Source organism: Millionella massiliensis (assembly GCF_900104655.1).
GTDB classification, from domain to species: Bacteria; Bacteroidota; Bacteroidia; order Bacteroidales; family Rikenellaceae; genus Rikenella; species Rikenella massiliensis.
Window position 1 is genome coordinate 161068 of sequence record NZ_FNWD01000002.1, and the last position, 15276, is coordinate 176343.

Consider the following 15276-nt stretch of genomic DNA (forward strand, 5'->3'; position numbering starts at 1 on the left):
TGTAGAAGGAAAATCTGAATCTGCAAAATCTCTACCGTGAAAAATGTTGGGCTGCGGAGGTAACGTGCTCACACTGAGTTGTGGTTTGATGTGTAATTTTTTGTATCTTCGTTCTGAATCCTTATTAAATCGATTATGGAACAGGTTAAATTGGAATGGAAAGGCGGCATGCAGTTCGATGCTCAGGTCGGAGATCATACGATTGTACTGGATGCACCCGAAGAGCTGGGCGGAATGAATGTCGGGGCCAGACCCAAACCGCTGCTGCTGGTGGCCTTGGCCGGATGTACCGGGATGGATATTGCGTCGCTGGCCCGAAAAATGCGTGTTGAATTCGAGAAAGTCGAGATCGAAGTTGAAGCGCAGAAAAGTGAAGAGATTCCGGTGGTGTATACCGAAATGACCTTGCGCTATAAGTTTGTCGGGCAGGGAGTGGATCCGGCCAAACCGCTGAAAATGGTGAGCCTCTCGCAGGAACGCTATTGTGGAGTGGCGGAGATGCTGCGTAAAGTGGCTCCGATACGTGTGGAGGTGTTTTTAAACGGCGAACGAATTGATGGGTGATTGAATCGGTATTCTGTTTGTTTACGGTTGCGGGGCGAGGTGTGAGGCCCGTTTAGAGCACTGGTTTGAGATCGAGCACACGTGGAAGTGTGGCACTTGCACATTGCAGGGTTGTGGCGGCTCGGCGGTGCGTGTGGGTTAGTGGGTTTTGGTGTAGATCGAGTTGCCGGAGAAGATCAGGCGCGGTCCCTGCCAGTCGATGGTGGCGAGCAGGTCGTTCCCTTCGGGAAGCATAATGACCATCACCGATTTGCTGAGTCGTCCCCAATAACCTTCGGTCACGTGGTAGGAGTCCGTCGCGATGTTGTGGGTGGTTTGCTTGTAGCTGTAGTCGCTGTGCAGTTCGAGAATGATGCGTTGCGTGGCGGTATCGGCGCTGCTGCCGACGTAACGCCCCGTAAGCCGCTGTTGTGGATTGCATTGGCGGGTGGGGTCGAAACGTCCGAAATGGGTGATGACCAGTTCGGCTGGTGAGTTCTCTGTTTCCGGATCGCGCGGGCGCAGGTAACCTTCGAGTGTAGCGTAGCAGGGTTGCATATCATCACCGGCCATGGCGGTGTAGCGTCTCTCGGCATTGAGGTTATCGCCTGTCGAGGCGATCGGCAAAATTTGGCCTGTGGCGCAGTCAGTCAGTACGGCGGCGTCGGTGTAGTAGACGTATTCTCCGCTAAAATAGAAGTCTTTGTAGGCCAGCATCGGGTCGCTGATGGTGTTGTCGGAGTTGTCCTGTGTCTTCATCAGCCCGTTGCATGCGGTGGTCAACAAAAGGGGAAGCAGAAGCAGGGATCTTTTCATTGAGCGGAGATCAGAAATCATTCATAAAGGTAAGAAGATCTGATCGATTTTCAAACGCCGTGGGAAAAATGTCGGGGATCTCTGTGGTGAAAGCGACGTAAATGAGTGCCGGTGAAACCTTCGGGTGAGATGGCGTGGGGGAAAAGTGGGACTGTTGATGCTGATCATTCTGGTGTCTTCGGGTCTTTTGCGCTGATGAGAAAAGTCTTGGGGGATGCGTCGAAAATCAGTTGGGTAGAAATAAAAAGAGCGGTTCTTTATTCAAAGAACCGCTCTTTTGTATGGAATTCCCATGAGGGATTGTAACGTCAGGAAATATTGGGGCTCCAAAGGTTCCTGTGCCGATCGGGTAGCGGGGCTTATGGCTATAGACTCAAAGAGTAACGCAAAAAGGGTAATCACAATGCATTACCCTTTTTGCGTACTTCCACTCTCTGTGACTTTGGGGCTTCCGTTTGTGGGCTAGTAGTTCTTCGTTTTGTGGTCTAAACTTTGGTCTTGGCCGTAACTCGCCGGTTTTGTTGGCTTCGGTTGTTATTTCAACCTTGGCTGTTTCGGCAGGGCTTTGTGACCTTCGTCTTAACCTTTACAAGGGATGCCTTCGGTTTGCCTCGGGGCATTGGCTCTTGTTCATCGGACTACGCTCCACTTTTTGGGGGCGCATGTCTTTTCCTTTTTCTATCAGGCTTTTTTGCTGGCCTTTATCTTTTCTTTCCTCTCTCGCGCTCTTTGCCCCCCCCGTTTAGGTCACGGAGTTAGTCTTGACGGCTGTAGTTCGGAGCTTCGCGGGTGATGGTCACGTCGTGGGGGTGACTTTCCTGCATGCCGGATGCAGTGATGCGAACGAACTTGGCGTTTTTCAGGGCTGCGATGTCTTTGGCGCCGCAGTAGCCCATGCCGGCACGCAGACCGCCGACGATCTGGTAGATGACTTCGGCGAGGCGGCCTTTGTAGGGTACACGAGCAGCGATACCTTCGGGAACGAGTTTTTTGATGTCGTCTTCGGCATCCTGGAAGTAGCGGTCTTTCGAACCGTTCTGCATGGCTTCGAGCGAACCCATACCGCGGTAGGTTTTGAATTTACGGCCGTTGAAGATGACGGTTTCTCCGGGCGATTCTTCGACGCCGGCGAACATCGATCCGGCCATAACGCAGTCGGCTCCGGCGGCGATGGCTTTGACAACGTCACCGGTGTAACGGATACCGCCGTCGGCGATCACGGGCACGTCGCTGCCTTTCAGGGCCGATGCCACGTCGTACACGGCGTTGAGCTGGGGTACGCCGACGCCGGCAATGATGCGGGTGGTGCAGATCGAGCCCGGGCCGATACCGACTTTCACGCCGTCGGCTCCGGCTTCGACGAGCATTTTGGCTGCGGCTGCGGTGGCTACGTTACCCACCACGACGTCGAGGTCGGGATATTTGGCTTTGACTTCCTTCAGTTTTTCGATCACGCCGCGGGAGTGACCGTGGGCGGTGTCAATAACGATGGCGTCGGCTCCAGCCTCATAGAGGGCGGCTACGCGGTCCAGGGTGTCGTGGGTGACGCCCACGCCGGCAGCTACGCGCAGACGGCCTTTGGAGTCTTTGGCTGCGTTGGGGTTGTCCTTGACTTTGGTGATGTCTTTGTAGGTGAGCAGGCCGACGAGTTTGCCGTCGTTGTCGATGACGGGCAGTTTTTCGATCTTGTTGTTGAGCAGGATCTTGGCTGCTTCGGTCAGGTCGGGGTTGTGGGTGGTGACCAGGTTGTCTTTGGTCATCACTTCGCTGATTTTTTTGCTGTAGTCGGTCTGGAAGCGCAGGTCGCGGTTGGTGACAATGCCGATCAGTCGGTTATCGTCGTCGATCACGGGGATACCGCCGATCTTGTTTTCGTGCATGAGCGCTTTGGCGTCGCCTACGGTCCCGTCGGCTTTGATGGTGATGGGGTCGTAGATCATGCCGTTTTCGGCGCGTTTCACTTTGCGAACCTGATGGGCCTGGGCCTCGATCGACATGTTTTTGTGGATCACGCCGATACCGCCCTGACGAGCGATGGCGATGGCCAGGTCGGCTTCGGTCACGGTATCCATGGCGGCCGATACGATGGGGGTGTTGATCGGAACGTTGCGGGAGAAACGTGATGCGACGCAAACTTCGCGCGGAAGAACTTCGGAGTAGGCGGGGACGAGGAGCACGTCATCGAAGGTGAGGCCCTCGGCTACGATTTTTTCATCTAGGAACGACATAGTGGCTACCGTTTAATAAATTTGAGCAAAGATAACATTTTTGCCGGGATTGCTGGCGGGTCAGGCAAAAAATGGTGCAAGTTTTTCGAGCAGGGCGCGGGGCGGACGGCAGGCGGTCTTCGTGTCGGCGTGCATAAAGGCCAGTGTCACAGCGCCTGTGGTGATGAGTTCGTTGCCGGGCCGGTAGACTTCGTATTCGAAGCGGATCTTGACGCCGGGCATCTCTCGCAGGGTGGTGCGCACGGTGAGCAGGTCGTCGTAGTAGGCGGGATTCTTGTAGTTCACCTCCACCTTCAGGACGGGAAGCATCACACCATTGGCTTCGATTTCGGCGTTCGGGAGGCCGATGCTGCGCATGAGTTCTGTGCGTCCCATGTCGAACAGTTCGACGTAGTGGGAGTGGTAGAAGAAGCCCATGCGGTCGACATCGCCGTAGGGTACGCGGAATTGCGTGTCGTAGGTAATCATGGTGCGGGGTCGGATTTTCGGTTCACTTATACTACAAAGATAGGGAATGACGGGTGCAGAAAAAACAGATCAGCATAATTTTTAGAGGGTCGGAAGGGACTGTTGGTAAAAAAAATGACGGGCGACATCCAAAACGGAGCGTTGCTGCGTCTATGTAAACGGAAAGGCCTTTCATTTGTAACCTTAGTTTGTAATGTTGTTTCAAAAGTGGGTTCCGGATCGATGGAGGGGTGAATGCCTATGTCTGCCTGTCGGACAAAACTGAAAATACCTCTTGGAACATACTGATTGAAACGTAATTTCGATGAAAGTATGAAAATACGAAATTTACTCTGTGTGGCGGCGGCTGTCGGCGTCTGCTGCGGAACGGGCGTGGCCCGTGAGACCGGTAAACGGGTTGAAGTCGAGCTGCAAAATGCAGGCGACAGTGTTGTGGCGATCTGGTATGCCGTCGGTGGGAGGGTGCCGCGCAATGGCGACATGAAGCCAATAGCGATGCGGAACGGGTGCTTTGCGCTCGATGTCCCGGATTCCGATTCGGTCTATGAAGTGTTGTTTTACCCGGCGGTGGCCGCAGAGAACCATGGACGTAGGCCGGGAAGGGGCTGGGTGGCTGAAACGAAGTTGTGTCGGTTCTATCTGTTCCCTCACGAGCGGGCTCGAGTGCAGGGCGAATTGAGTGATTCGATCCTGCGCTGGAGCGTCAATACCCCTTTGTATGAACGAAAGCACGCTGTTGAGCGGGGCGAGTATACGGAACTTCGGTTAAAGGAGTTTTGGATTGAGCGGGAGGCAGAGCAGCTGCTTGCGGCTGGCGCCTCGAAAGATACGATCCGAGAGGCGTTTGCCCGGTCGAGACGGTGGCAGAATGCGAAAAGGGATTGGGAACGGGCGTGGTTCGAACAGCATCCGAATGAAGATTTGGCGGCTCTCTATCTACTGCGGGCAGGTGGAGACGGTTCGTTCGATTCGCTGTATATGCAGCTCGGCGTGGAGGTGCGCAACGGACGGTTGAAACCGCTGTTGGATCGCCGGATGGCGGCCTATCGGCAAAGGGTGGCCTCCGAAGAGGCGCGTCGACGGATGATGGAAGCGAAAGAGATGCAGGCGCCGGATTTTACTCTGCCGGACGTGACAGGCAATCCGTTTAGGCTCTCTTCGATGTTTGGCGGCGCGAAGTATGTCGTGCTGGACTTCTGGGGGACGTGGTGCGGCTGGTGTGTCAAGGGGCTGCCGCAGATGAAAACCTGTTATGCGAAATATAAGGAGCGGGTGGAGTTTGTCGGGGTGGACTGTAACGAGCCGGAACAAGCCTGGCGCCAGGGGCTCGAACGTTATCAAATCCCGTGGCTCGGTGTGTGGGTTGGTGAGAACCGAACGGTTCAAACGGCCTATGGCATCGAAATGTATCCGACCAAAATCGTGATCGATCCGTCGGGACGGATCCTCAAACGGTTCGAAGGCGAAAGCGAGGAATTTTACCGCTATCTGGACGAACTGTTGGGCGGAACCCGGTAGTCCCGCAGGAGGGTCTGTGGTCGGTGCTTAGCTGCCTCAGCGATAGCGGCGGTGGGGGGGGGGGGTAGCGCTCCATATGGCCGCGCAGCAGGGCGAGGCGCGCGGAGTCGGTCAGGTCCATCTGCACGGGCACGATGGCGACGTAGCCGTTGCGCAGGGCCCATTCGTCGCTCTCCTGTGCATCCTGCTCGAAGTTGTAGAAGCGTCCGGACATCCAGTAGTAGTCGCGGTTGTTGGGGTCGGTGCGGTGGATGAAGTCTTCGCGCCAGTTGCCGCGGGTCTGGCGGCAGACCCGTATGCCCTGGATCTCGTCCAGCGGAATGTTGGGTATGTTGACGTTCAGACACAGACCGGCAATCCGTTCGGCAGGCATTTCCAGCACCCGGGCGATGATCTCCCGGCCGTAGTGGACTGAAGCGGTGAAGTCGGCGGCCGGTGAATGGTCGGTCAGCGACAGCCCGATCGAGGGGATGCCGTATAGGGCGGCTTCCGTGGCGGCGCCCATGGTGCCGGAGTAGATGACGCTGACGTTGGCGTTCGAGCCGTGGTTGATGCCCGAGAGAACCAGGTCGGGGACGCGGTCCTTCAGCACTTCGTCGAATCCGATCTTGACGCAGTCGACGGGCGTGCCGGTGCAGGAGTAGATCTCGATGCCGGGTTCGCAACTGACGGTGTTGACGAACAGCGGTCGGTGCATGGTGATCGAGTGCGACATGCCGGAGTAGCTCTCGTTCGGAGCTACGGCTACCACGTCGCCGAATTCGGCGGCCAGTCGGATAAGGGCGGCGATGCCGGCGGCTTGATAGCCGTCGTCGTTCGTAACGAAGATCAGGGGGCGTCCGGAAGTTTTCATGGCGGTTGCGTCTGTTGGTTCGGTTTTCGGGAGACAAATTTACCCAAAATATTTTGCCTGTTGTGATTTTATCGTTACTTTTGCGTCGCTTTTGTGTAGGAATCTCTTATGGAGAGCGGGGAGATAATGGGGCAGTGAACCCCGTTTGTTTTCCGGTAACGGAATATCCTGGCGCTCATCGGACACCGTAACATTCCGCACCTTAACCACTTTTAGATTTAGTTCCACACAATGAACAATCTGATCGCAGTAGCCCAAGAGGCTTTCAAACAGGAGACCGCCGAAGTCCCCGCATTCAAGGCTGGTGATACCATCACCGTAACCATCAAAATCCGCGAAGGTAACAAGGAACGTCTGCAAAACTTCCGTGGCGTCGTGCTGCAGCGTCGTGGTTCGGGCGTGACCGAAACCTTTACCATTCGCAAAATCTCGGATGGTATCGGTGTTGAACGTATCTTCCCGGTAAACTCGCCGACCATCAGCAAAATCGAGCTGAACAAAGTTGGTGTCGTTCGCCGTGCACGCATCTACTACCTGCGTGACCTGACCGGTAAGAAAGCACGTATCAAAGAAAAGAAACTCGTTAAATAGTTTCCGATCTGCTGGGATACTAATTGGCGAGCCTTGCATCCGATGGGTGCAAGGCTCGCTTTTTTTGTGTCGTCGTCGAAATGGGGGCGTGGGATGTGTGAGGCTGACTGCTCCCGGAGGTGGTGAGGCGGGTTGGAGGGCTTTATTCGGACGGGTCAGTTTGCGGTTTCCATGGAGAACGAGAAGAAGATGTCTTTGGCCGGAGTCAACTGATTGTTGGTCGGGGCAATGCGAAAGGGGGTAGCTTCGGACGTACTGTCAGGTCTGGGGAGATTGTGAATGTGCGGCAGGTCGTCGCCGGGGTGGAACGATGTGGCGGGGGCGTGTCGTTCAACGGGCAGATCATACCTGGAGGAGTGTCGGCCCGAAGAGGGGGAATGTTTAGCAACATGGACCGAACTGCGTTTGGGCAGGCGGGTGATGTCGGTCGTCGTTGGGGAATTTTGGGTAGTTGTGATAGATCGGGCGGGATGCCGAGAGTGTGGAGCTGCCGCTGCGTAATATGGTGTGCTGAACGATGAAGTGTGGCAACCGGTCAGAGTTGCCGTTATGCCGAGGGCGAGAAGCAGAAAGGGCTTGTCCATGGTGTCTTTCGTTTTGTGGCCGGGGGGGCGGTATGCACAAATAAAAAGCGTGGGCTTTGAACCTTATTTGCTATCCCGGTATCGCCAAACACCATGCAACCAAATAAGTAAAGCCCACGTGTCACCACGTGAGCGTTACCGCTTTACTCTTGGTTGCTACGAAAATTGGCGATTTTGGATAGCAAGAAGAAAAGCTAACGCTTCTTTATGTAGTATGTACGTCCGTTCGTCCTGCAAGCAGACTGTTTCGTGGGGTCTGAACTTTGCGTATCCGTTGCGAAACGAGATTGACCGAGAGAGAATCCTGGGATGGGGGGCTTATCGAGTCGTAGCGTCACGCTCTTTCGTAGCGAATATGCGTTTGCTGGACGATGTTGTTATGCCATATGCTGTTGGTCTTAATTTGAAACATGCTCCCATTCATTCGGTTTGTGCGGGCTGTGGAGACCGTGTGGAACTTTTTATTGCATCGTCTCGGTACCGCGTAGTGGATGAAAGGGAGATCGGTCATTCGTCACAACAGGCATGTTATGCTGTCGTTTCTAGGGTTAAAGATAACAAAAAAAAGTATTCTTGGGCGTTTTTGCCCCAAAATATAGATGATGCAGGCGGCGAGGGTGACGGGCAATCTTCTGGAGACAGAGGTTGCCCGTTCGGTCATCGCCGGTCACCGGTGCTCGCCAACGGTGGCGGAGGATTAGTCCAGCTGGACCAGTTCGTACTGCTGGCTGCCGAGGCCGATCGTTTCGCCGTATTCGAGCGTGTGCATACCGTGGCGGGAGTCGATGCGTTCGATCAGATGGATCTTGCCGTGATCTTCCGAAGCACGCACCAGGTCGGTGCAGGCTTTGTCCAGCGCCACCGGGTCGAGCGAAGCCAGAATGCCGATGTCGCCCATCTTCGGGTCTTCGGGCGAGGAGTCGCAATCGCAGTCGACCGACAGGTTGTTGGCTACGCTGATGTAGAGAATCCGGTCGCCGCAGTGGTCGGCAACGGCCTTGGCCGCTTCGGCCATCGACTCCAGAAAGTCGTCCTGCTCGGGGAGGTTGTTCCACATCTCGGCCGTATTTTTGGTTTTGCCGGCCGTGTGGATCCACGCCTTGCCGCTCGACGAGGCGATGCCGATCGACATGTTCTTGATGGCGCCGCCGAAACCGCCCATGGCGTGACCCTTGAAGTGCGACAGGATGATCGTGAAGTCGTAGTTCGGGTAGCTCTGTCCGACATAATCCTCCGTGAGGTGTTTGCCGCCCGTGACCGGCAGGGCGACTTCGCCTTCGGCGTCCATGATTTCGACCGGTGCAATAGCTGTAAAACCGTGCTCTTCGGCGGCTTTCAGGTGTGCTTCCGTCTGTGAACGTCCGCCCTGGTAGGCGGTGTTACATTCGACGATGGTGCCGTCGACCAGTTGTACGAGGTCCTTGATCAGAGCGGGTTGCAGAAAGTTGTGGCCGCCGGGTTCGCCGGTCGACACTTTGACCGCTACCTTGCCCTGCGCCTCGCGACCGAGGGCCTTATAGATGTTGACGAGATTTTCGGCCGAAATCTCCTTGTACATGTAGACTTTGGGAAGGTCCGTCTCTTTTTGCGCGCAGGAGCTGAGCGTGGTCGCCCCCGCAAACAGCAGACAGCCGAGTGTCAGTGGGATGATCCGTTTCATGTGGTTGTGGTATTTGAGTTAAAAATTCAGTTTGACGCCGAACATGGCGGTGGCGCGGGGCATCGGGAAGCCGGCGTTGATTTCGTATCGTTGGGCCAGGAGGTTCTCGCCGCGCCCCCACACGGTCAGCCAGGAGTTGATCCGGAAGGATGCTTGCAGGTTCCACAGTGTGAAGTCTTCGGTTTGTCGCGGGTCGAGCGAGGTGTAGAGGCCGGCAATGTATTGGATACCGGTAGAGAGGTACCACCGTCCGCGCGAGAAGTCGACGCTGCCGTAGAGTTTATGCTCGGGCGAGGCCAGAACGGGATTCTCCATGTGCAGGTAGCTGTAGTTGGCCGAGAAGGACCAGACGGGCGAGAGACGATAGCCGATTTGGGCTTCGACACCGGCGTTTTCGATGCGGCCGGTGTTGATGTTCATTGGACGACCGTCTACCGGTACGCGCATAATCAGGTTGTCGCCGTTGATGTAGAAAAGGTTGACGCCGTAGCTGAGCCGATTGTCGAGCAGCTGTTGGCTGTATGAAATTTCGTAGCTCCAGAGGCTTTCGGGTTTGAGGTCGGGGTTGGCCGGGCGGAACATGTACATCTCGCGGATGGTGGGGTAGCGGAAACCCTTGCTGGCCATCAGTTTGAGTTGTGCGTTGTGTGGCAGGGTGAATGACAGACCAGCCTGCGGGACCCATTCGGTGCCGACATGCGAGTGGTGGTCGAGACGCAGACCGATGTCGAAGGTGAGCCACGAGGCGAGGGTCTGGCGAAAATCCACATATCCGGCTACTTCGTCCTGGGTTTTGTCAACCAGCGGCTCTTCCGTTCCGTCGAGGTACCGGTTCCAGGAGCGGCCGCCGAAGTGGAAGTAGTCGACGCCGACGGTCAGCCGGTTGCCGCTGAACAGACGCGCGCTCTGGTACCAGGACAGGCCGAACATCTTGTCGCGCGACTCGAACCGGTAGTCAAGCGGCGTTTCGTCGGGATGGTAGCCGTCGTTGATCCAGTGGTCGCCCCAGTTGGCGAAGAAACTGAGCGACCCGGAGGTGTGCTCGTAGTCGTTCTCGAGGGCCAGCGAGGCCATGCCGCGAGTGATCCGTTGGTCGTTGTCGATCAGCGGGTCGAAGGTCTCGCCGGGATTCGATGCGTTGAAGTGGGTCACGCTGACGTCGCCCCACAGGTTCCAGTGGTCCGAAAATTCGTAGCCCAGCTTGGCGTAGCCGCTGTATTGTTCGAACCCCATGTCGGGTCGGTGACCGTCGGTGCGGTTGTAGGAGGCGCTGAGGATGCAGGTGAAGCGGCCTTTGCGGATGCGGTTGGTCACTTCGCTCTGGAAGGTGTTGTAGGAGCCGTAACCGAGGTTGGCGTGGGTTTTGACGCCCTCTTCCTGCATTTTGCGCGTGACGATGTTGATAACGCCGCCCATGGCGTTCGAGCCGTAGAGTACCGATGCGGGGCCGCGCAGCACTTCGACGCGTTCGGCGATCATGCCCTGGTAGGCGTCGGAGATGGGGTGTCCCATCAGACCGGCGTACTGCGGGTGTCCGTCGATCAGAACGAGCATGCCGGTAGTGGGCAGCCCGGCCTGAGGTGAACCGCCGACGCCGCGCAGGGAGATCTGTCCGGCCGAACCGCCCGAAACGCCGTAACCCATCAGGCCGCGTCCGGTGATGAACAGGCCGGGAACCTGTTCGGTCAGCAGGGGCAGCAGCGACGGGGTGTTGCTGCGTTCGATCTTGTCGCGACCGACGATCGATAGGGTCATCGGCAGGTGGCGGATGTCGGTGCGGTTACGGGTCCCGGTGACGACTACTTGGTCAGTCGTGAGGGTGTCGAGTGTCGGGCCGGCGATCGTTTGCGTCGCGGCTGCGGAGGTCTGTGCTGCGACGGAACCACATAGGGCCATGCTGGCCAGCAGGAGGAGTGAGTGCTTTTTCATCGCAACAAAGGTATGTCGGTTTATGATGCTATAAGTTACGCATATTACGGCGAATTTTACCCCGATTCCGGTTTTTGCGTGTCTTGCGTGAAAAGTACAGCTCTTCGGGACGTTAATGAAGTGCGTTTCAGATGATGATGATTAAGGGGGGCCTGTTGATTTCGAGTGCTGTTCCGAGTGTTTGCGAGGGGGGATGTTGTTATTGGTTTGCCTCCGAGATAGTTGAGACGTTTTTCCTCACGCTGAAGGCGTGTCCGGGAACAATGTTGCTGCCGGGAGCCTCGGTTCACTCGTGCGAGGGCGCGGTCTCGGGGATCGAATATTGGTGATGTGGGGCGGTCTGAGTATAATACAATAAAAGAGCCTCTCTTCGGAAAGGGAGGCTCTTGTCGAGATGGTGGCGGTGCGGACGAGACTCGAACTCGCGACCCCCTGCGTGACAGGCAGGTATTCTAACCAGCTGAACTACCGCACCAGTTTTTCTCGATTGCAGTGCAAAGGTAGTGGTTTTTCTGATTTCTCCAAACCTTCGGCGTAATTTTATTCCTGATTTTTGAAGAAAGAGAATTGGACGCTGCCGTAACTCCTTCGCTCATAAAAATTTGGGTGGTCGGAAAAATTTTTCTCGGCGGAGTGTTCCAGAATGAAAATTCCATCGTCACGGATGAATCCGCCGCCGAGTACCAGGTCGGGCAGACTTTCGACCCCTTCCATGTCGTAGGGTGGGTCGGCAAATACCAGGTCGAAACTGTCTGCGTGGGCCATCCCTTTCAGGTAGACGAAAACGTTGGTCTTGATGCTTTGAATCTGAGCGAACCCGAGCTCTTTGGCGGTCGATGCGATGAATCGTTGGTGGATGGGATTCATCTCGACGGAAACGATGCGCTGTGCGCCGCGCGAAGCAAATTCGTAGCTGATCGAACCGGTGCCGGAAAAGAGGTCCAGTACCTCGACCTCCTCGAGGTCGTAGAGGTTCTGAAGTACGTTGAAGAGGTTCTCCTTGGCGAAGTCGGTGGTCGGGCGGGCTCTGAAGTTGTGGGGCGGATTGATCTGTTTCCGCCGGCGGCTGCCTCCTATGATGCGCATATCTCGCGGACTCGTTGTTGGTTGTAATAGGTGATTTCGCGTGCGTCGACCTGGTCGAAGTAGCGGATGAAGAAACTGCGCAGGCGTTCGGCGCCTTCGCCGGTGAGGATCAGCCGGTAGTTGGTGAATCCGTCGTGCTTGATGAGTTTCTGGATGTAGTAGAGAAGCTCTTCGGGGGTGTCGACGGGGATGGTTTCGGCTGCATACAGACGGTCGTGACAGATGGTCAGGTGTACGAGGTTGCCGTCCAGTATGGCGTGGATGTGGTTGGGTGGTGTGGCCTCGAGTTCGAGCAGAAGCGGGTGGTAGAACAGTGCCCCGGGGTATAGTTGCAGCAGTCCGGCGACCATGTTGGGATCGGCTTGCCATACGGCGGCGGCCTGACCGGAGAGCAGGTTGTTGGTGAGGGTGGTCATGCCGGGGGTGTAGAGGTTGGCTGCCGTCAGGTATTGTTCGGCGCGCTCGGGCTCGAACAGGGGCTGCGGTATCAGCAGCACCTGGTCCGTGGAGTAGCCGATGAATACGCGGTTGATGGGTGGATTCACGGCAGTTAGCATGGGTTCGCGGGTGAGGATCGTTGCCATGTCGCTGTCACGGTAGGTGACGGATCGGAGGATGGCTTCGCTGCCCATGCCGGCGGGCGCGATGTCGAACACGACAAAAGAAAATCCATCCAGGCCGACCTGGATGGATAGTTCTCTGCTTCTGGTATAATGCTCGGTTATTTCCTGCATTGAAGTGTGTTTCGTTATCGGTGTTGTCCGGGGTGGATGTGCTCACGCCCCCCCCTGCACCCCCGACGGGAGGGATTATTCGCCGTCCCAGTTACCGGCTTCGTTGGTGGTAGCGGTGAGCGAACCGACTTTCAGACCGTCAGCGCGGCTGAGGGTGTTGATCTGGTAGTCGCGGAAGTTGATGAGTTCCTGTTTGTCGAGGTCACCGAGGAAGGTGGGGTACTGAGCGAAGGCTTCGAATACGGGAACGACCACTTTCGATTCGGTTTCGATCGAGGCGGTGTCCATTACGAACTGCTGCATCGAGCCGGTAGCTTCGACCGAACCGGGGATGTAGCGCAGGTTGTTCACGTCTTGGAGAACTTCCGGGCTGATGAACTGGATGGTATCTTTGACAGCCACCTGGAATTTTTCGACGCTCACGCGGCCCTGTGCAACGGCCAGCGAGTCGTCGGCCGATCCGATAGCGTGTTCGAAGGTCAGCGAGTCGTATTTCACGAAGGCGATCAGCGAATCGAAACTCGGGGTGAATTTCAGGTATTTGTTACGGTAGGCACGTTGTGCGGTACGGATGTCTTTGAGGCGTTCAACGACTTTGGCTTCGCGTTCTTTACGCATCCGCTCGAATTCCAGCGGTGTATTGAACAACGAGTAGAGCCACCACACCAATGCTCCGATCGCTACAAGCAAAATGATTTGAAGAAGAATTTTTTTCATCTTATGATTTTAGTTAAGTTTGTTAGCGGTTAGCAGCAACAGCGAGCCGTCCGACTCTGATAAATCCCGATGGAATCCATGTCTTTGAGCAGCCATATTGCGACCCAAATATACGGCAATTTCTCTTTCACACCAACTGCTGAGCAAAAAAAATTGATTGAGGCGCTGGGCGACTATCTTGCTTCGGGCGATGAGAGTGCCCTTTTTCTGATTAACGGCTATGCCGGGACGGGCAAAACGACCGTCATCGGGGCACTGGTCCGCACCCTGCATCAGATGGAGCTGCCTTGTGTGCTGATGGCTCCGACGGGGCGTGCGGCCAAGGTGATGAGCCTCTATGCCGGGGCCGAGGCGCGGACGATCCACAAGACGATTTATCGAGAGCGGACGATCGGCGGGGCCGAAGGGTCGCATTTCGACCTCAATTTCAACAAGGCTCACGATACGCTCTATATTGTGGACGAGGCGTCGATGCTGACCGGTCGCTCCTCTTCGTTCAGCGGCGAATCGTCCATGTTCGGGACGGGTGACCTGATCGAGGACATGTTCGACTACATCCGCCTCGGACGGCACAACAAGGTGATCCTGGTGGGTGACCAGGCGCAGCTGCCGCCGGTCGGGTACTCCTATTCGCCGGCCCTGAACCCCGAATATATGACCAAATACGGGGCGGTCTGGAATTTTAATCTCTCCGAAGTGGTGCGTCAGCAGAGCGATTCGGGGATACTCTTCAACGCCACGCAGATTCGGGCCATGATCGAGGCCGAGTTTGCCGACATCCCGGGGTTTGACCTGGCGTTTCCGGATATTCGGCGGATCGACGGGCGGGATCTGATCGACGAGATCGATTCCTGCTACGGACGTTACGGGCAGGCCGAAACGGCTGTTATTACGCGTTCCAACAAACGTGCCAACCACTATAATCAGGGGATCCGGCGCACGATTCTGGATTATGACGAGGAGATCGGTTCGGGCGACATGCTGATGGTGGTCAAGAACAACTACCACTATGTGGAGCGTGATCCGAATGCCAAGATGGATTTTATTGCCAACGGCGACATTGCTCGGGTTCACAGAATCTACAAAACGCGCGAAAAGTACGGTTTCCGCTTTGCCTATGCCGAGTTGGAATTTCCGGACTATGATTATACGATGGAGTGCTGGCTGCTGCTGGATGTGCTCTATTCCGAGGCTCCGTCGTTGACGCGCGAACAGCAGTCGCAGCTCTTTCTGGCCGTGGAGCAGGAGTATGCCGATATCAAGCAGAAGGGCAAACGTTACAAGGCGGTGATGGGAGACGAATTTTTCTGTGCGCTGCAGGTCAAGTTCGCCTATGCGATTACGTGCCATAAGGCACAGGGGGGGCAGTGGTCGGCCATCTTCCTGGATGTGATGCTTTTCGGGAACGAACTGATGACGCTCGACCTGCTGCGGTGGTTATACACGGCGGTGACTCGCGCCACGGAGCGGCTCTATCTGGTTAATTACGATGATCGTTTCTTCCTCGAAAACGACGAGTAGACTCTTCGTTTAACCATATAATATAAGT

General features: G+C 56.0%; 13 protein-coding genes and 1 tRNA gene. 4 read left to right on the top strand and 10 right to left on the bottom strand.

The annotated features are described in order from the left end of the window. Window positions 1–135 precede the first annotated feature (135 nt). On the top strand, window positions 136–564 hold the full coding sequence (locus tag BQ5379_RS00630; protein WP_071133641.1) for an OsmC family protein: 429 nt from the start codon (window positions 136–138) through the stop codon (window positions 562–564). A 138-nt stretch (window positions 565–702) separates the two neighbouring features. Here the strand turns inward: BQ5379_RS00630 and BQ5379_RS00635 are convergent, their stop codons facing one another. The 3 genes from BQ5379_RS00635 to BQ5379_RS00645 form a co-directional block, all read right to left on the bottom strand. Beyond that, window positions 703–1359, bottom strand: a complete 657-nt coding sequence (locus BQ5379_RS00635) for a hypothetical protein (RefSeq protein WP_159431191.1) — start codon at window positions 1357–1359, stop codon at window positions 703–705. Window positions 1360–2114: 755 nt separating this feature from the next. After that, entirely contained in the window at window positions 2115–3587 is a 1473-nt protein-coding gene (gene guaB, locus BQ5379_RS00640) for an IMP dehydrogenase (RefSeq protein ID WP_071133643.1), read from the bottom strand. A 60-nt stretch (window positions 3588–3647) separates the two neighbouring features. Then, window positions 3648–4055, bottom strand: coding sequence for an acyl-CoA thioesterase (locus BQ5379_RS00645; protein ID WP_071133644.1), 408 nt, complete (start codon window positions 4053–4055; stop codon window positions 3648–3650). A gap of 312 nt (window positions 4056–4367) precedes the next feature. Here BQ5379_RS00645 and BQ5379_RS00650 point away from each other — a divergent pair, with 312 nt between their 5' ends. Then, entirely contained in the window at window positions 4368–5573 is a 1206-nt protein-coding gene (locus BQ5379_RS00650; RefSeq protein WP_143039353.1) for a TlpA family protein disulfide reductase, read from the top strand. On the opposite strand, the gene surE is transcribed toward BQ5379_RS00650, so the two are convergent. Then, window positions 5503–6426 (bottom strand): 5'/3'-nucleotidase SurE, encoded by a 924-nt coding sequence (gene surE, locus BQ5379_RS00655; RefSeq protein WP_071133646.1) that lies wholly within the window; start codon window positions 6424–6426, stop codon window positions 5503–5505. The two genes, BQ5379_RS00650 and surE, sit on opposite strands and share 71 nt — an antisense overlap. A 231-nt stretch (window positions 6427–6657) precedes the next feature. Here surE and rplS point away from each other — a divergent pair, with 231 nt between their 5' ends. After that, complete coding sequence (rplS, locus tag BQ5379_RS00660; protein WP_071133647.1) at window positions 6658–7017, top strand: 50S ribosomal protein L19; 360 nt, start codon at window positions 6658–6660, stop codon at window positions 7015–7017. Window positions 7018–8298: 1281 nt separating this feature from the next. Here rplS and BQ5379_RS00665 read toward each other — a convergent pair. The 6 genes from BQ5379_RS00665 to BQ5379_RS00690 form a co-directional block, all read right to left on the bottom strand. Next, complete coding sequence (locus BQ5379_RS00665; protein WP_071133648.1) at window positions 8299–9261, bottom strand: DUF362 domain-containing protein; 963 nt, start codon at window positions 9259–9261, stop codon at window positions 8299–8301. Window positions 9262–9279: 18 nt separating this feature from the next. Then, on the bottom strand, window positions 9280–11190 hold the full coding sequence (locus BQ5379_RS00670; protein WP_071133649.1) for a TonB-dependent receptor plug domain-containing protein: 1911 nt from the start codon (window positions 11188–11190) through the stop codon (window positions 9280–9282). A gap of 398 nt (window positions 11191–11588) precedes the next feature. After that, window positions 11589–11665, bottom strand: a tRNA-Asp gene (locus BQ5379_RS00675). A 65-nt stretch (window positions 11666–11730) separates the two neighbouring features. Beyond that, the gene (locus BQ5379_RS00680) at window positions 11731–12276 is read right to left on the bottom strand and encodes an RsmD family RNA methyltransferase (RefSeq protein ID WP_071133650.1); all 546 of its coding nucleotides are present in this window, start codon (window positions 12274–12276) and stop codon (window positions 11731–11733) included. Then, window positions 12264–13010: a DUF3822 family protein gene (locus BQ5379_RS00685; RefSeq protein WP_071133651.1), complete on the bottom strand. Its 747-nt coding sequence runs from the start codon at window positions 13008–13010 to the stop codon at window positions 12264–12266. Before BQ5379_RS00685 ends, BQ5379_RS00680 begins: the two co-directional genes overlap by 13 nt. A 75-nt stretch (window positions 13011–13085) precedes the next feature. Continuing rightward, complete coding sequence (locus BQ5379_RS00690) at window positions 13086–13727, bottom strand: hypothetical protein (RefSeq protein ID WP_071133652.1); 642 nt, start codon at window positions 13725–13727, stop codon at window positions 13086–13088. Window positions 13728–13805: 78 nt separating this feature from the next. Between BQ5379_RS00690 and BQ5379_RS00695 the strand changes: the two genes are divergently transcribed. After that, window positions 13806–15248 carry an ATP-dependent DNA helicase gene (locus tag BQ5379_RS00695; protein WP_083377730.1) on the top strand — a complete coding sequence of 481 codons (1443 nt, stop codon included), beginning with the start codon at window positions 13806–13808 and terminating at the stop codon, window positions 15246–15248. The last annotated feature ends 28 nt before the right edge of the window (window positions 15249–15276 follow it).